The 18059-nt window shown below is 71.2% G+C and carries 11 protein-coding genes; 1 reads left to right on the forward strand and 10 read right to left on the reverse strand.

Translation table 11 applies throughout. From position 1 onward, the window contains the following. Window position 1 precedes the first annotated feature (1 nt). The 10 genes from KV396_RS05235 to KV396_RS05280 all read right to left on the reverse strand — a co-directional run bounded on the left by KV396_RS05235 (window position 2) and on the right by KV396_RS05280 (window position 17200). Entirely contained in the window at window positions 2-1330 is a 1329-nt protein-coding gene (locus tag KV396_RS05235; protein ID WP_247957083.1) for a carbohydrate ABC transporter substrate-binding protein, read from the reverse strand. Window positions 1331-1596: 266 nt separating this feature from the next. Further along, window positions 1597-5775, reverse strand: coding sequence for a discoidin domain-containing protein (locus tag KV396_RS05240; RefSeq protein ID WP_247957084.1), 4179 nt, complete (start codon window positions 5773-5775; stop codon window positions 1597-1599). Between the two features lie 307 nt (window positions 5776-6082). After that, entirely contained in the window at window positions 6083-7774 is a 1692-nt protein-coding gene (locus tag KV396_RS05245; protein WP_247957085.1) for an ATP-binding cassette domain-containing protein, read from the reverse strand. Then, window positions 7771-8643 (reverse strand): ABC transporter permease, encoded by an 873-nt coding sequence (locus tag KV396_RS05250; RefSeq protein ID WP_247957086.1) that lies wholly within the window; start codon window positions 8641-8643, stop codon window positions 7771-7773. The genes KV396_RS05245 and KV396_RS05250 overlap by 4 nt, the downstream gene beginning before the upstream one ends. After that, window positions 8640-9659 carry an ABC transporter permease gene (locus tag KV396_RS05255; RefSeq protein WP_247957087.1) on the reverse strand — a complete coding sequence of 340 codons (1020 nt, stop codon included), beginning with the start codon at window positions 9657-9659 and terminating at the stop codon, window positions 8640-8642. Before KV396_RS05255 ends, KV396_RS05250 begins: the two co-directional genes overlap by 4 nt. Window positions 9660-9850: 191 nt before the next feature. Further along, window positions 9851-11479 (reverse strand): ABC transporter substrate-binding protein, encoded by a 1629-nt coding sequence (locus tag KV396_RS05260; RefSeq protein WP_247957088.1) that lies wholly within the window; start codon window positions 11477-11479, stop codon window positions 9851-9853. Window positions 11480-11727: 248 nt separating this feature from the next. After that, complete coding sequence (locus tag KV396_RS05265; RefSeq protein WP_247957089.1) at window positions 11728-13668, reverse strand: helix-turn-helix domain-containing protein; 1941 nt, start codon at window positions 13666-13668, stop codon at window positions 11728-11730. A gap of 150 nt (window positions 13669-13818) precedes the next feature. Beyond that, entirely contained in the window at window positions 13819-14595 is a 777-nt protein-coding gene (locus tag KV396_RS05270) for an enoyl-CoA hydratase/isomerase family protein (RefSeq protein ID WP_247957090.1), read from the reverse strand. Continuing rightward, window positions 14595-15860 (reverse strand): CaiB/BaiF CoA transferase family protein, encoded by a 1266-nt coding sequence (locus KV396_RS05275; RefSeq protein WP_247957091.1) that lies wholly within the window; start codon window positions 15858-15860, stop codon window positions 14595-14597. The genes KV396_RS05270 and KV396_RS05275 overlap by 1 nt, the downstream gene beginning before the upstream one ends. Then, entirely contained in the window at window positions 15857-17200 is a 1344-nt protein-coding gene (locus tag KV396_RS05280; protein ID WP_247633634.1) for an MFS transporter, read from the reverse strand. Before KV396_RS05280 ends, KV396_RS05275 begins: the two co-directional genes overlap by 4 nt. A gap of 355 nt (window positions 17201-17555) precedes the next feature. Between KV396_RS05280 and KV396_RS05285 the strand changes: the two genes are divergently transcribed. Beyond that, window positions 17556-18008, forward strand: a complete 453-nt coding sequence (locus KV396_RS05285) for an META domain-containing protein (RefSeq protein ID WP_247957092.1) — start codon at window positions 17556-17558, stop codon at window positions 18006-18008. Window positions 18009-18059 lie beyond the last annotated feature (51 nt).

The following is an 18059-nucleotide window of genomic DNA, read 5'->3' on the forward strand; positions in this document are numbered from 1 at the left end:
GTCACTGTGCGGCGGCGCCGAGCTTGTTGCTGGCGTCGTTCACCGCGGCCTGCCACTCGTCCAGGCTCATGGTGCCCGAGATCACGCTGTTGGCCGAATCGAAGAGCGTCGCCTTGAGGTCGACGCCCGGCACCGGGGTGGTCGCGGCGAAGCTGCCGACGAGCGCCTTGACACCGTCGCCGGAGTACCCGGCGTAGAACTCCGCCGAGTCGCCCGTGAGTCCGTCGGCGAGTCCGACGATCGGCTGGATGGCACCGGTCGCGGCGAAGATCTCGGCCGCCTCATCGGAGTAGAGGAACGCGAGGAAGGTCTTCGCCTCCTCCTTGTGCGTCGCCTCGGCCGGCACCCACGCCGACTCGACGAAGGTCGTGAGGTAGCGCTCGCCGCCGGCCTCGGGGGCGGGCACCGCGGTGAGACCCCAGGTGAACCCGTCGCTGCGCGGAGCATCCGCCATCTCGTTCGCGATCCAGGTGCCGTTGGGCATGAAGATCGCGGTGCCGTCGAGGATCGTCTGCTGGTTCTTGGTGAAGTCCTGGCCGTTGGCGTAGCCGACGGTCGTGGGCGCGGTGTACTCGGTGAGCAGCTCGGTCGTGAGCTCGAGCACCTCGCGAGCCTCCGGCTGCATCCAGACGTCTTCCTCGTAGGTCATGACGTCGGAGTAGAAGTCCTCGCCGCCCGCTGCCGCGAGGAGCGAGAAGAAGTAGGAGTCGAGGTAGCCGGCGGTCGGGTAGGTGAAGAGCGAGATGCCCTCGGCCTTCGCGGCCTCGCCGAGTGCGAAGAACTCGTCGAAGTCGGTGGGCACCTCCCAGCCGTGCGCGTCGAGGAGGCCCTGGTCGTAGACGAGCCCCGTCGGGGAGGCGAACATCGGCAGGAGGTAGACGCTGTCGTCGCCGTAGGGGTTGGTGTTGAGGTTGCCGACGATGCCCTCGGTGAGCTTCTCGCCGACCGTGACGTCTTCACCCGGGACGGTGAGGTCGAGCACGTCGGAGAGGTCCTCGAGTCCACGGTCGCGGATGAAGCCCTCGGTGAAGCCCTCCTTCGCGCCCTGTCCGAGCACGACGACGTCGGGGTAGTCGCCCGCGGCCACCTGAGGGGTGAGCTCCTGGGCGAGGGTCTTGCTGGTGACGAGCTCGACGTCGATGTCGGGGTTCGCCTTCTCGAACGCGGCGACGACGTCGGCGTACATCTCGGCGCCGTAGCCGCCTTCGAACGCGGCGACCTTGAGCGTGTCGCCGGAGCCGGCGTCCTGCCCTCCGGCACCGCTGCAACCGGCGATGAGCGAGACGCTGGCGATCATGGCGACCGCGCCTGCGATGGTCTTCTTCTTCACGGGGGTCCTCTCGGGTTTCTGCATGATCATCGATCGGGCGAGCGTGCAGCCCGGTGCTGTCGTGATCGGGTGTGAGACTTCGTCGTTCCGCGGCTCAGAGAGGAGCCGTGGAGATAGTGTGTCACACTTTGGCATCGATGCCAACATAAACATCCGATGTATATATTCGATGCGCGAATGGAGCGCCCGCACGCACTGAGGGGTCGAGACACGCCGCGCGCGCGAGCGCGGTTGCGGCGTGTCTCGACCCCTCGGGTGTCGGAGCGTCAGTCCTCGGACGACACAGCGAGCCTGCGGCGTCGTGCGACGAGCAGTCCGCCGGCGGCCAGCAGCAGCAGTGCGGCCGCGAGCGACCACCCGAGCGCCAGACCGGTCGCGGCGAGATCACCGTCGGATCCCGAGCCGTCTCCGCCGGCGCCCCCGCCCGAGCCGCCGCCGGGAGTGCCGGGCTCGCCGGGCTCCCCGGGCTCACCCGGATCCACCGGCACCGCGGTGACCTCCCCGGCGAAGGCACGGGTCGATGCCTCGCCGATCCCGTTGTCGGCGGCGACCGTGAAGGCGTACGCACCGACCGTCGTCGGCGCGCCCGCGAGCGCACCGGTGGCGGGATCGAGGGTCACGCCGTCGGGCAGGGCCCCGGCCACGACCGCATACGTCGGGGCCGGAACACCGGATGCCTGCAGGGCGCCGCTCACGGTCGCACCGACCACGAGCGCGGGGACCTCGCCCCGGATCGCGCCCGGGGCGGCGTCGTCGACGGCACCCGGGGCGAGCACGCGGAGTGCCGTGAGACCCGGGTCCCCGGTCTTCCACGCGGTGCTCAACGCCACGTAGCGCGCGGTCGCATCGACGGGCACGGCACCGTGGGTCGTTCCCGCTTCGATCGTGCCGACATCGCGGAACGTGACGCCGTCGTCGCTCACCGACACGGTGGCGGCGGGGGCATCCGATCCGTCCCACAGCATCGTGACGGTGCCGATCGGCTGCGCGGACCCGAGATCGGTCACCATGCGGCCGTCGCGGCCCGGCGTCCACGACGTCGTCTCGTCGCCGTCGACCGCGCCCTGCGGCGAGGTCATGCCCTCGGGCAGGACGGATGCCGGGAACGTCAGCGTGCTCAGCGCCCGGTCGGGCACGGGGAACGGCGTCGCACCGGGGAAGCTCGCGGCGGCCGCCACGACGGGCTCGCCCACCGGCAGCGCCCGCGTCTCGCCCGTCTCGGCGTTCGTCACCTCGAGGGTCGGTGCTGCGGCGGATGCCTCCGCTCGCGCATCGGCGGCGGCATCCGCGATTCGGATCGTGCGTCCGTCGACCACCGAGACTCCGACGCCCGCGGATCGCGCGACGTCGGTGGGCACCGTGGCGCGCGGAGCGAGCACGACCGCCTGCCCGGCCGGAACCGTGACCCGGAGGGTCGAGGCATCCGCGCCGAGCGTCTGCTCCCCCGCGAACAGCGACACCGTGTCGCCGACGTACGGGATCGTGACGTCGGTCGTCACCTCGGTGCCGGACAGGTTGAACGCGCTGAGGTAGCCGCCCAGCGAGCTGACCAGCAACCCCTCGGCCGACGGCTGCGGCGCGGCGTCCTGAGCCGCCGTCGCCGCAGCGTCGCCCGGCACCATCTCGACGAGCAGCGGGCGATCGCCGCCGCCGAGCCGGAGCGCGTTGATGCCGGGCTTCTCGGCCGACACCGTGATCGGGGCCTGGCCGCCGCGCACGACGAATCCGGCTCGATCCTCGACGTTGATCCACGACCCCTCGGTGGAGGTCACCTCGTCGCCGGTGTACCGGAAGCTCGCGGCATCCGTCCACGTCACGCCATCGGCGGAGGTCTGGATGCGGTACTCGCGACCGGCCGAGGCCTCCCACCCCAACTGCACCTGGGCGATCGCCGTCGGGGCGCCGAGGTCGACCTGGATCCAGGAATCGGTGCGCGTGCGGTCGGCGCGCGACACCGCCCAGCGCGAGGCCGCGTCGTTATCGGTGACGCTCGAGGGCGCACGGCCCGTGTCGGCGCTGGATGCCGTGGCCGGCTTGCCCGCCGCCGCATCGACGCCGGCCGCGGTCAGCGCGCGCATCGTGTACAGCGAGTAGCCGTAGGCGGGGTCGCCCTGCACGCCCTGCATGCGCACGAAGCGGGTCTCGACGGGTGCGGGCGCAGTCGCGCCGGCGGGCGTCAGGTCGACCGTGTCGAGGCGGGCGACGTTCGCGTCGACGCCGCCGGTGCGAGCGGTCTGCGTCGTCCAGGTCTGGCCGTCGACCGAGGTCTGCACGAGGTAGCGCTCACCCGCGCTCGACTCCCAGGCCAGACGAACCGCGGAGACGGTGCGCTCGCTGCCGAGATCGACCTGGATCCACGAGTCGGCCCGCGTGCGATCCGCGCGCGCCACCGCCCACCGTGTCGTCGGGTTCGCGTCGGTGACGGTCGCGGCCAGGCGCGCCGGGTCGTCGCTCGATGCGGTCGCGGGGCGGCCCGCGGCGAGGTCGGTCGTGGCCTCGGCATCCGCACCGTAGGCGTGGAACGAGTACAGCGAATAGCCGAACTGCGCGTTGCCCTGCTGGCCCTGCATGCGCACGTAGCGCGCCGGCACCGGGTCGAACGACAGGTCGTCGACGCGGGCGGCGTTCGCGTCAGCGGGGTCCGGCGGCGTCACGACGGGGAGGGTGTCGGTCGCCGAGCCCTCCGCCGTGACGTACGTGCGCGAGCCGTCGAGGCCGTTGTACCCGCCCATGTCGAGGTTGCGCACCGACACCGAGCCGTCCTGCCAGCCTGCCCCCGTCGACGCGTAGAGCGCGGCTCCGTTCGGCAGGGTGACCTGTCCGGCGTAGCCGTCGCCGATGCGGAACACCGAGGAGGTGCCCTCGAAGCCGTCGCGCGGGGTCGTGAAGGTGCTCGTGCGCCGGTCGTCAACCGTGGCGGCCGAGTTCGGGTAGAGGTACGGCGTCGCGCCGGAGAGGGCGAACAGCCACGAGTCGTGGCCCGGCACCCACGGGAACTTCAGGAACCCCTTCTTGCTGGATGCCGCGGCCCAGGCATCCGCGGTCTGCTGCACCGAGAGCCCGGGACCGGCGCCAAAGTCGCGCACGCCCGCGAGCCGCGCGAAGAACTCGTCCTGCGGGGTCGGGGCGACCGGCCCCTCCTCGGACTCGGCGGCCGCGACGTGCAGGAGGTACGAGATCGCGATCTCGGCCCGCGCCTCGGGCTCGTACTTCGGCTCACCCGAGAACTTCGCGAGGCGATCGACCGGGGTGTAGGCCTGATACGCCTCGAGCGAGGCGGCCATGTTCGCCTCGGCCCGCACGGCGTCGGGGTCGCGCAGCACCTGACCGAGGAACGCCATCGGGATCACGTCGCGCCCGTACAGGTACTCGCGGTCGTTGACCATGGGCATGAACGGCTCGCCCTGGTTCGACATCACCATCTTGATCGCCTCCCAGAGCTCCGCCGAGTTGGGCTGGTGCTTCAGGTATTCGGGGATCGGCTGGCCGTTGAGCACGAACTGGATCGCGTTGCGTCCGCCCGAGCGCCAGATGTCGGACTGGTAGTGCGGCCCGAAGGACCCGTGGTTCTCGACCAGGTACGTGTCGTAGATCGTCTGCATCGTGTTCGTCGACACGGGCTTGCCGGCGACGATCGCCGGGTTGTTGAGGTCGGCGATCGGCTGGCCGGCGGCGTTGCGCGCCCAGTCGCCGAGCTGCTCGTCCCAGCGCGCGGCGTCCGCGTGATCGGGCGCCCAGGCCAGCCCCGGGGCGAGGGCCTGCGTGTAGACGCCGGCCTCCTCCTGCGCGGTGTCGCCCTCGTGCTTGCCGGTCGGCCAATCGGCGGTCCACGAGCCCGAGAGCGGGTCGTTGCCGTAGTTCAGATCGGAGGCGTACGCGGACTGCCCGACCGCGATGGTCTCGAGGTTCTTCTGCGTCGTGGCGTCGAGCTGGTCCCAGAGCACGCGCCCGGCGTCGAGGAAGTACGACTGGAACGTCGAGTCCCAGAAGAGCTTCTTGCCCCAGGTGCCGTTCGGATCGACGAAGCGGTTCTTCGCGGCGTAGTAGCGGATCGTGTCGACCGTGCGCTGCTGCAGCTGCTCCTTCGGGATGCCCGTGACGGAGGCGTCGTACTCGCCGTGCGTGAGGATCACGGCGTTGCCGAGCACGACGGCGAAGTTGAAGTCCTTGAACTGATAGGCGCCGATGGCCGGATCCCAGACCGTGTTCACCCAGCGCGTGTGGCGCAGCAGGGCCGCGTAGTAGTCGGCGGCGATGTCGTCGGGGGCGCCGAAGGCCGCGGTCTTCACGACCGGAGCGGCGGATGCCTGCGCCGCGGGCGCGAGGGCGGCGATCGGGGCGGCGAGGGTCGCGGCGAGGGCGAGGGTGACGGTGCGCTTCAGGATGCCGAGGCGACGGGGGCGGGCGGTCGCGCGGGAGGGGCGGGCGGGGCCGGAGCGGGCCATGGGGTGTCTCCTGGATTCAGCGGGCTTCGGCGGCGCCGCGTGCGGATCGACAGGAGTCACATCGGGAGATTCGGAATGACAACGCTGTCAGAACGGGGTGGAGCAACAGTAACCCGCACGTCGCGGGCGCGTCAAGAACCGGTTTACCCCGGTGGATGCCGCGACGACGCTCGGTCGCGCGAGGCGCGCTTCGGGAGGAGATCTCCGTCTCGGGAGGAGAAACAGGAGGGATTTCTCCTCCCCACGCCGAGATCTCCTCCCGAAGCGGTGGGTCAGACGGCGGGCAGGCTACGCGTCAGACTGCGCCTCAGACGGCGGGGAGCGAGGGAACCGCATCGATCAGCAGGCGCGTGTACGCGTCGGCCGGGGCACGCAGCACCTGCGAGGTGAGACCCTGCTCGCGCACCACGCCGTCCTGCAGCACCACGACCTCGTCGCAGACCTTCTGGATCACACCGAGATCGTGCGAGATGAAGAGGTATCCGACACCGGTCTCGGCCTGCAGACGCGCGATGAGCTCGAGGATCTGCTTCTGCACCGCCACGTCGAGCGCCGACACCGGCTCGTCCAGCACGACCACCGCGGGCTCCACGGCGAGCGCCCGGGCGATGCCGAGCCGCTGGCGCTGACCGCCCGACAGCGACGAGGGCCGCCGGTCGGCGAAGTCCGCCGGGAGTCCGACTCGCTCGAGCCAGTCCCGCACGCGCGCACCGCGCTCCGTGCGCGACAGGGACGGATGCCGCAGCCCGATCGCCTCGTCGAGAAGGCGTCCCGCGGTCCAGCGCGGGTCGAAGGACGACCCCGGATCCTGGTAGACGAACTGCACGTCGCGCGGGTCGTCGCTCGCACGGCGCACGGTGCCGGCATCCGCGGTCTCGAACCCGGCGAGGATGCGCGCGACGGTCGTCTTGCCCGACCCGGATTCGCCCACGACGCCGAGCGACCGCCCGCGGCGCACGGCGATCGAGACGTCCTTCACCGCGGGGCGCGTCGCGCCACCCGGCAGGCGGAAGGTCTTGCTCACGTGCTCGGCGGCGAGGACGACGTCGGGGTCGCGCGGGGCGGGACCCTTCGACAGGCTCAGGGACCCAGTTTCGGCTGGGGCGGCGCCCTTCGTCTCGTCGCTACGCTCCTCGCTCAGGGACCGATCCACACCCGGTTCCTGAGCGCCCTTCGTCTCGCTTCGCTCGCTCAGGATCCGTGGATCGAGCGAAAGGGCGGGGCCGCTGTCGAACCGCGGGGCGGCGTCGATGAGGGAGCGGGTGTACGGATGCTGGGGGTTCGACAGGACGTCGGCGGTCTCGCCCGACTCGACCACGGCGCCGCCCTGCAGCACCAGCACGCGGTCGGCGAGCTGCGACACCACGGCGAGGTCGTGACTGATGAGCAGCAGCGCGATGCCCTGCTGCTTGAGCTCGCTGAACAGGGCGAGGATCTGCTTCTGCACCGACACGTCGAGCGCGGTCGTCGGCTCGTCGGCGATGAGCACGGCGGGGTCTCCGGCGAGCGCGGTGGCGATGAGGGCGCGCTGGCGCTGACCGCCGGAGAGCTGCGCCGGACGCTCGTCGATGCGCGTCTCGGGATCGGGCACGTGGGTGCGGCGCAGCAGTTCGAGCGCACGTTCGCGGCCGGCCCGTCCGCGCGGTCCGCCGGTCGCGGCGATCGCCTCGCGCACCTCCTTGCCCACCGTGCGCAGCGGGTCGAGCGACGACAGGGCGTCCTGCAGGATGTACCCGATGCGGCGGCCACGGATGCGGCGCCAGCGGCGTTCGGAGAACCGCCGCGCGTCGACGCCGTCGATCTCGAGCACCGCGGCATCCACACGGGATCCCGTGCCGACGAGCCCGAGCAGGCTGCGCGCGCTGACGGACTTGCCCGATCCCGACTCGCCGACCAGCGCGACGCACTCGCCGGGGCCGATCTCGAAACCGACACCCTCGACGGCCGTGCGGCCTCCGAACGACACGGTCAGGCCCTCGACCCGGATCAGCGCGTTCATCCGCGACCCTCCAGACGTGCCTGCAGGCGACGACCGAGCACGGTCGTGCTGATGACGAACAGGGTGATCGCGAGACCGGGGAACACCGCGGCCCACCACCCCAGCGTGAGGAAGTTGCGCGCGTTCGAGAGCATCGAACCCCATTCGGGAGTGGGCGGCGGGCTGCCGAGACCGAGGAACGACAGGGCGGCGCCGGTGAGCGTCGCACCGCCGAGGCCGATCGTGGCGATCACGACGACCGGGCGCACGGCGTTCGGCAGCAGGTGACGTCCGAGCACGCGGGCGCGCGACAGCCCCATGCCTCGGGAGGCCTCGATGAAGGTCGAGGTGCGCACGCGCAGCGTCTCCCCGCGCACGACGCGCACGTAGTACGGGATGCCGGCGATGCCGATCGCGATGGTGGCGGTGGCGAGCCCTCCACCGAAGAGCGCCAGGATGAGGATCGCGAGCACGAGCTCGGGGAATGCCGCTCCGATGTCGGTGAGCCGCAGCGTCACGGTCGAGATCACCCGGTTCGACAGCCCGGCGACGAGGCCGAGGATCGTCCCGAAGAGGAGCGAGATGACGACGGCACCGAACCCGAGCACGAGCGAGCTGCGCGCACCGAAGACGATGCGCGCGTAGACGTCGCGTCCGATCTCGTCGGTGCCGAGCGGATGCCCCGGCCCCGGAGGCGCGAGGATCAACGCCCGATCGGCGGCGAGCGGGTCCTGCCCGGTGAGCAGCTGCGGCCACAGCGCGGCGAGCACGAACAGCACCAGCACCAGCGCGCACAGCAGTGTGCCGATGTCGGCGGCCAGGCGCACCCAGCCGCGCCAGCGCACGTGCTGCCGGGCGGTGACGGCCTCGGCGACGACTCCCCCGCTCATGCGGTGGCCTCCGTTCGGTCGGCGCCCGTAGGTTCGGATGCCGCAGCGGCGGCGTCGTCCTTCGACGGGGCGATCACGCGGTCGGCGTCGCGCACCCGCGGATCGACGAGCGCGTACGACAGGTCGACGAGCGTGTTCACGAGGATGAACACGGCGGTGCCGACGAGGACGACGCCGATCACGACCGGGATGTCCTGCGAGGCCACCGAGTCGACGAGCAGGCGCCCGAGCCCCGGACGGCTGAACAGGGTCTCGGTGATCGCGGCGCCACCGAGCAGGGCCCCGAACGAGAACCCGAGCATGGTCAGGTACGGCACCGCGGCGTGGCGGAGCGCGTGCCGCACGGTCACGGCGAGCGACCCGAGACCGCGCGCACGGGCCGAGAGGATGAAGGGCTGCTCGAGCGCGTCGTCGAGCGACTGCCGCAGCACCTGCAGCAGCAGGGCGGCCGTCGGCAGCGCGAGGGTGAGGGCGGGGAGGACGAGCGAGCGCAGATCACCGCTGTCGAGGATGGGGAGCGCGCGCAGCCACACGGCGAACACCAGCATCAGCACGAAGCCGAGCCAGAACACCGGGGTCGACGCGAGCACCAGTTCGACGCCCGAGGAGATCCAGCTGGGCAGGCGGCGACCGGCGGTCAGCACACCGCCGGCGAGCGAGATCACGACGGCGAGCACGATCGCGGCGAGCGCGAGGGCGATCGTCGGACCCGCCTGCGCGGCGAGCAGCGGGGCGACCGGTTGCTCCTGCACGTACGACATGCCGAGGTCTCCGCGCAGCAGACGACCGAGGTAGAGGAAGTACTGCACGATCAGCGGCTCGTCGAGGTGGTACTCCTGCCGCACGACGGCGAGAACCTCGGGGCTGATGTCGACCTGCTGCTGACCGGCGCCGAGGATCGCGAAGGCCGGGTCGACCGGCACGAGCCGCAGCGCGAAGAACGTGAGGGTCGCCGCACCCCACAGCGTGATCAGGCTCACGCCGAGACGGCGCAGTACTCGCCAGACCGTGCTCATGTCGTTCCTCCTCCGTGTGCGTCTCGGGGCGGGACCCTTCGACAAGCTCAGGGACCCAGTACCGGGGCGGGACCCTTCGACAAGCTCAGGGACCCAGTACCGGGGCGGGACCCTTCGACAAGCTCAGGGAGAGCGACCGCCCTGGGTTGCTGAGCCTGTCGAAGCATCCCAGGGCGGTCACCCCGCGAGACTCAGTTCTTCCAGGCGTCGAACAGGTACGGCTGCGGCCACGCGTAGTCCCACGCGACGCCGTGCACGTTCGGCTGCCACGCCACCACGCGGGCCCGCGAGTACAGCGGGATCGACGGGGCGAGCGAGGGCAGCAGCTCCTGCGCCTGGCCGTAGAAGTCGGCGCGGGCGGCCGGGTCGGCGCTGGCGCGCGCCTGGGCCAGGATGCCGTCGAGCTCGGCGTCCGCCAGGAACGATGCGTTCGAGCCGATCGACGAACCGTCCGACACGTTGTCGCCGCCGTAGAGGCGCCACAGCTGCATGCCGGTCGCCTCCGACTGGAACGACGGCATGATGCCGTACTCGCCGGTGTAGAGGCGCTGCGAGAAGTCCGCCGCCGGAACCGGCTGCAGCACGAGCTCGAAGCCGAGCTCCTTCGCGTCGATCTGCACCTGCTCCAGCGTGCGCTGGGCGAGCTGGTCGTTGTCGGCGTAGGGCACGGTGGTGCTCAGGCGCTCGCCGTCCTTGGTGCGGTAGCCGTCGGCATCCGTTCCCGTCCAGCCGGCCTCGTCGAGCAGCGCGCCCGCGGCATCCGCGTCGAACTCGATGACGTTCTCGAGGTCGGTCTTGTAGTCGGGCGTCGTCGTCGCCAGGTACTCCTGCACGGGGTACGCGCCGAAGGTCGCGCTCTTGACGATCGCCTCGCGGTCGATGCCCGTGAGCAGCGCGCGACGCACGTTGACGTCGTCGAACGGCGCGGTGCGCGTGTTCAGGTGCAGCGTGAAGCCGACACCCGGCAGCAGGAACTCGTCGGACTCGTAGCGGTCGTCGGCCTTGACCTCTTCGGCGTACTCGGGAGCGATGTAGTCGACGATGTCGGCTTCGCCCGTGAGCAGCGCGTTGTAGCGCGTCTGGTCCTCGGGCAGGAAGCGGTAGGTGATCTTGTCGAGGTAGGCGGCGCCCTCGTGGGTGCCCTCCGGGCCCCAGTCGTAGTCGTCGTTGCGCACGTAGCTGATGCTCTGGCCCTTGACCCACTCGTCGAACACGAACGGACCGGTGCCGACCACGGTCGACGCGAGCGAGTCGGGGTCGTCGAGCAGCTGTGTCGGCGACACGATGCCGAAGTACGGGGCGGCGATCAGCGTGAGGAAGCTCGACTCCGGCTGCTCGAGCGTGATGCGCACGGTGTACTCGTCGAGCACCTCGGCCGTCGGGCCCAGCTTCGCGACCGAACCCGTGGACTTGTTGGCCGGGTCGGCGACGTAATCGAAGTTGACCTTCACGGCCTCGGCGTCGAACGGGGTGCCGTCGTGGAAGGTCACGTCGTCGCGCAGCGTGAACGTGTACACGCGTGCGTCGTCGGACACCTCCCAGTCGGTCGCGAGCCACGTGCCGTAGGTGCCGTCGCCGTTGTCCCACACGAGGGAGTCGACGACCGGGGTCAGCACGTGCGCGCCGCCCATCTGGTCGACGAGCGGGTTGAGCTGCGGCGGTTCGGAGCGGGCCGCGACGACGAGGTCGCCGCCGGTGACGGGCTCGCCGTCGCCACCCGAGGACTCGGGGGCGGCCGAGGCGCAGGCGGTCAGGGTCAGAGCGATGACGACGGCTGCTGCGACGGCAGCGCCGAGGCGACGGGGGATTCCGGATGCCACGATGGGTCCTCTCGGGTCGGCACGGGCTTCCGACGCTATCCATGCCCGCGGATGCCGGTCGCCCCGGGCTACACAGGGCGAAACCGTGCGTCAGATTGCGTCACACGGGTGAGTTGCGGCATCCGTTCCGATAGGCTCGCGGCATTTGCGGGGCGGGTCCCTTCGACAGGCTCAGGGACCCAGTTTCGGAGTCGATGCTGAGCACTGGGTCGCTGAGCCTGTCGAAGCGTCCCCCACGCACGACCCCCTCAGCCCCCGAGCAACTCCCGCCGGAGGCGCTCGAGTCGCACGGCGGCCTGCAGGCGGAACCGGTACTCGGCATCCGCGGGGTCGCCGTCGAGCAGCGTCCAGATCCGGTCGAGCCGCTGCTGCACCGTGTTCGTGTGCACGCGCAGCGCGGTCGCCGCCCCCTGGCGGCTCTCCCCCGCGTCGAAGTAGGCGACGAGGGTGTCGACGAGCGCCGTGCCGCGCCGTTCGTCCCACGCGCGCACCGGCCCGAGCATCCCGTCGACGAATCGGGCCGCGGCCTCCGGCTCCCCCGAGGAGAGCACGTGATACGGCGCGAAGTCGTCCGACCGCACGGTCGCCCCCGACACCCCGAGCGGCCCCAGGAACCGCAGATCGCGCACGGCACGCTCGACCGACGCGCGCAGCGCCGGCACCCCGTCGACCGTCGCGCCGACGACCGCGGTGACCGACGGATCGTCGAGCTTCTCGGCGAGGATCCGCCGCACCCGCTCGGTCGCGGCCACGAGACCGGCCCCGCCAGCCCCGGCCCCGGCCCCGGGCCCGGGCCCGGGCCCGTCGACGGATGCCGTCCACGCGACCACGAGCCCGTGTTCGCGCACCGTGACGAGGCCGTGGTCGCCGACGGCATCCGCGGCCACCGTCAGCGCACCCTCGCGCCCGCGCACGTCGATCGCGGCCGCGCCGACGAGCGGGCGCGCGACCTCGGCGGAGAGAGCGGATGCCTCGGCCGAACCGTCGAGCACCGCACCGAGCACGCGTGCACGGCGCTCGGCGCGGATCGCCGAGACGGCATCGCGTTTGAAGGAGACGAGGGCGGCGACCTGCGCGGCGCGCTCGAGCGTGGGGCGGGCGACGTCGTCGGGCACGGCGTCCTCGTCATCGGCGACCATCGCACCGAGCACCCGGTCGACACCGAGGATCGCGACCACCAGCCACCGGCGCTCCCCGTCGACCACCGCGACCGCATGCCCGCTCGCCCGGCTCTCCCGGATCGCATCGGTGAGCGGTCGGCGGCGCGGCAGGCCCGCACGGGCGTCCGCTCCCGTATCGAGGGGAAGCCCCGTCTCGTCGACCGCGCGCACGCGCCGCCCGAGGCGATCCGACACCGTCGCGACGAGATCGATCAGGGTCGCGCCCGAGACCACGGCGGCGGTGAGCTCTTCATGGATGCCGCCGACGATCTGCGTCGCCGCGAGGTGGCGCTCGAGCTCGCCGTACGCCTCTTCTGCGCGGGCGCGGGCGGCCGCGCTCTCGGCCAGCACGCGGGCGCTGTGCAGCACGGCGGCGGCATGGTCGGCGAACGCCGAGAGCAGCAGCACCTGGTCGGGCGTGAAGTCGTGGGCGAACCGGTTGCAGGCGAACAGCGCTCCGAGCACCTCGTCGCCGACGGCCAGCGGCACGCCGAGGAACGAGACGAGCCCCTCGCGCGCGACCGCATCGTCGATGGAGGGGTCGTGCGGAGCATCCGCCATGCGCGTGTACTCGCGCACCCAGACCGGTTCGCGGGAGTCGGCGACCAGGCTCGCGAGGCCGTACCCGGCGGGCACGAGCAGGTCGCGGAACTCCGGGGTCACCGTGCCCGCCGAATACCGCACGCGCAGATCGCCCTGCGCGTTGTCGACCTCCGAGAGGTACGTGACGTCGGTGCCCATGAGCTCGTGCGCGCGCTGAACCAGGCGGCGCAGCACATCGGTCACGTCCTGCAGTCGCACGAGTTCGCGCGCGGTCGAGAACAGGGCCTCGAGTTCGACGGTGCGTCTCCGCAGCCGCGCGGTCTGCTGCTGCGACTCCTGCACCGCGGCGAGGATCTCCTCGACATCGGATGCCGCGGCATCCGCCTCGGTGAGCAACTGCGTGAGCGCGAGCATCCGCTCCCCCGGCTCGGCGCGCGCGGCCGCGACGACCTCGCGCACGAGCGCGGACGCGGTGTTCTCGACCATGAGGCTCCTCTCACCCCCACCTTCCCACGCCCACTCGCTCGGGGTGGGACCCTTCGACAGGCTCAGGGACCCAGTCATGCGGGTGGGACCCTTCGACAGGCTCAGGGACCCAGTCATGCGAACGGGCCCTTCGACGGGCTCAGGGACCAGTCATGCGCCCCGCGACGGGAACCGCGGGGGGCGGCGCTCGGCGAAGGCGGCGAGTCCCTCGCGGGCGTCGTCGCTCGCGAACGCCTGCTGGCCCAGCACCGCCTCGAGGCGGAACGCCTCCGACTCGGGCAGGTCGGCGAGCGCACGCACGGCCCGCTTCACGGTCGCCAGCGCCGTGGCGCTCTTCGTCAGCAGCTGCTCGGCGACGGCGATCGCCTCGTCGTGCAGAGCGGATGCCTCGACCACCCGGTTCACGAGCCCGTACCGCAGCGCGGTCTCGGCGTCGATCCGGTCGCCGCGCAGCATGAGGTCCATCGCGAACGCGTAGGGGATCTGCCGGATGAGCCGCACGAGCGTGCCTCCGGCCGGCACGACGCCGACACCGGTCTCGGGCAGCGCGAACTGGGCATCGGCGGAGGCGAGACGGATGTCGGTCGATAGCATGATCTCGAACCCGCCGCCGAGGCAGAGGCCGTTGATCGCGGCGACCACCGGCTTCTCGAGCGTCGAGTGCTTCTGGTGCGCGGCATCCCACTCGCTGATGTCGAAGCGCTCCTCGGTGAGCGCCGGGATCGATTCGCCCAGATCGGCGCCGACGCAGAACGCGCGCTCCCCCGCCCCCGTCAGCACCGCGACGCCGATGCGCGGGTCGCCCTGCACCTCCGCGAACGCGGCGCCGAGTTCGTCGTACATCGCGAGCGTCAGTGCGTTGAGCTTCTCGGGGCGGTCGATCGTGATGACGCCGATGCCATCCGTGCGGTCGAGACGGATGCCCATCAGATCGTGCCTCCCGTGCGCAGCGCGGCGACCTCGTCGGCCGAGTAGCCGAGGAACTCTCCCAGCACCCGATCGGTGTGCTCACCCATGTCGGGCGCGAGCCCCGCGGTCTGCGCGGGAGTGCGATCGAGCTTCACCGGCGACCCGAAGGTGCGCAGCGACCCGTGGCCCGGGTAGTCGTTGTCGACGATCATGCCGCGCGCGGCGATCTGCGGATCCTCGACCACCTCGCCGATGTCCTTCACCGCGCTCAGCGGCACGAGGTCTCCGGCGAGCGCCTCGAGCTCGGCCTTGGTGCGGTCGGCGAACCAGCGCACCACCATCGGCTTCACCCTCTCCTGGTAGACCTCGGCATCGAAGCGGGTGGCCATACCGTGCAGGTCGGGGTTGTCGTCCCAGTCGGCCGGGCTGCCGAACGTCTCGCACGAGATGCGCCAGAACTTGTCGGTGTATCCGCCGAAGAACACGAAGCCGTCGGCGCACGGGAACAGCTCGTACGGGCGCACGAACGGATGCTGATTGCCGAGGGGCTTCGGCACGACACCGTCGACCGTGTACGACACGACGGCGTTCTCGGTGAGGGTGAGGACGGAGTCCTGCTGCGAGATGTCGACGAGCTGCCCCTCGCCCGTCTGCTCGGCGTGCCGGAGCGCCGCGAGCACCCCGATCACGCCGTAGAGGCTGGCCGCGAGGTCGCCGATGATCGTGCCCACACGGGTGGGCGGGCCACCGGCCTCACCGTTCATCGACCACAGTCCGCCGGTGGCCTGCGCGCTGTTGTCGTAGGCGGGGCGCAGCCGGTACGGACCCGACTGGCCGTAGCCGCTGAGCGCCGCGTACACGAGCTTCGGGTTCACCCGACGCAGACGCTCGTAGCCGTGCCCGAGACGGTCCATCGTGCCGGGGCGGAAGTTCTCGACGAGCACGTCGGCGTGCTCGACGAGCCGGTCGAGCACCTCGGCGGCACCCGGGCTCTTCAGGTTCAGCGTCACGCCCAGCTTGTTGCGGTTGTACTGCGCGAAGAATCCGCTCAGCGGCTCCGCATCCTCGCGCGGCAGCATCGGCGGGAAGGTGCGCGTGTAGTCGGGGTCGCCGGGGTTCTCGACCTTGATGACCGTCGCGCCCAGGTCGGCCAGGATCATCGAGCAGTAGGGCCCGGCGACGACGCGTGTGACGTCGACCACCACCACCCCCGCGAGTGAGCCGGGAGCGGCATCCACTCCTCCGAGTCCGGCGAGCAGGGCGCGGGTGGCGTCATCGATCATCGAGAGGATCCTTCCGGGGCGGGAGCGGCGGCACGCGCAGCGGCGCGACGCGAGAGGCGGTGGAGCAGGGTGACCGAGACGAGGGTGACGATGCCCGCGACGACCATGTAGAGGGCGATCGCCCACGAGCCGCCGAACACGTCGAGCAGCTCGAGGTAGATGATCGGCACGAACGCCGAGCCCACGATCGTGCCGATGCCGAGCGCGAGCGACATGCCCGTGTAGCGGATGCGCACGTCGAACGCCTGTGCGTAAAGCACGCCGAGGGTGCCGTAGGTCGCGCAGAAGCCGATCGTCGTCGCGATGTAGGCGACGTATGCGGCGGCGAGGCTGCCGGTGTCGATCAGCCAGAACGCCGGGAACGCGAGGAGCACCGAGAGGATCGTGCCGGAGGCGAAGACCTTCGCGACGCCGAAGCGGTCGGCGAGCCATCCCGCGAGCGGGAGCCCGACCAACGCCAGCAGGGAGCAGATCGTCGCGATCGTGAGCATCTCGGGCTGCGTGTGCCCGACGAACTGGGTGCCGTAGGTGAGGCTGAAGGTGAACAGCATGTAGAAGACCGCGCCGATGACGGCGAAGCTGAGGGCCGCGAAGACGACCTGGCCCGGGTGGGTCTTGAGGGTCTCCCAGAGCGGCACGCGGGCGGCCTTGCCGGCGTCGCGCATCTTCTCGAACTCGGGGGTCTCACTGATCTTCAGACGGATGAACAGGCCCACCAGCACCAGCACCGCGCTGATGAGGAACGGCACCCGCCAGCCCCACGCCTGGAAGGCGTCGCCGGGGAGCGCGACCAGCGGCAGGAACACCAGGGTCGACAGCGTCAGCCCCAGCGCGAGTCCCACCTGCGGGAAGCTGCCGAGGAACGCGCGACGACGCGGCTCGGCGTGCTCGACGACGAGCAGGACCGCACCGCCCCACTCGCCGCCGAGAGCGAAGCCCTGCACGAAACGCAGCACCATCAACAGGATCGGGGCAGCGACCCCGATCGCGGCGTACGTGGGCAGGAGACCGATGAGGAAGGTGGCGACGCCCATGAGGACGAGCGAGATGACGAGCATCCGCTTGCGTCCGATGCGATCGCCGAAGTGCCCGAACACGATCGACCCGAGCGGGCGGCCGAAGTACCCCACAGCGATACCGCCGAACGCCAGGATCGTGCCGACGAGCGGGTCGTAGTCGGGGAAGAACAGGCTGTTGAGGATCAGCGCCGCCGCCGTCGAGTAGGCGAAGAAGTCGAACCACTCGACGGTCGTGCCGACGACGCTCGATGCGACGATCGTGCGGATCTGCGAGCGCTCCGCGGGAGGTGCGTCGCGCCGGGCGGTGGATGCCGAGGTCATGGGGTTCCCTTTCCGCGGCGTCTCCGCTGACGCCGGCCAGGGATCAGCCTGTCAGGGCGGGAGGCACGGGCCTATGTCTCAGACGCATACACCTGTGGTCTCCGTATGGCGCTTCCAGCCACGGCATCCGCGGGCCCTTCGTCTCGTCGCTGCGCTCCTCGCTCAGGAACCGGTTCCTGAGCGAGCGGAGCGAGACGAAGGGCCGCACACAGCGGAGGAGAACTCGCGTTCCGCAGGAGCATCCGCTCGATTCGATCCTGCGTTGCGCGAGATCTCCTCCGCTGCGGGGCGCGGCACCGCGGGGCTTGTGTGCCTCGGGACGGCCTGGGAGGCTTCGAGGCAGGAGAGGATGCCGATGAGCCAGCGAACGCGACGAATGCGACACGGGGTCGGGATGTCGCTGGGACTCGTCGCCCTCACCACCCTGGTCGCATGCACGGCCACCGACCCGGCTCCCACGACATCGAGCGCCCCGGCCTCGCCGACACCGTCGTCCGCCGCGGCATCCGAACACTTCCTGGGCGAGTGGGTGTCGCCCGACGACGCGGCGGTCACGTTGACGCTCAGCGCCGACGGCACGCTGGTCGCCTTCGACGGATGCAACTCGCACTCCGGAACGTGGGTCGGGCCGAACGGGGGAACGATCGGCCTGGAGTTCACGTCGAGCACGGAGGCCGGATGCCCCGAGGGCGTCGTCCCGTGGCTCACGACGTCGGATGGCGCGATCGTCGACGGGCCCGAGGTCGCCCTCACACTCTTCGGCCCGACGGATGCCGAGACGGGAAGCCTGGTGCGGGCCGACGGCTAGCCGTTCCGCGGGGCCCTTCGACAGGCTCAGGGACCCAGTTACGGGTGCGGC

The sequence above is a fragment of the Microbacterium galbinum genome (genome assembly GCF_023101185.1).
GTDB classification, from domain to species: Bacteria; Actinomycetota; Actinomycetes; order Actinomycetales; family Microbacteriaceae; genus Microbacterium; species Microbacterium galbinum.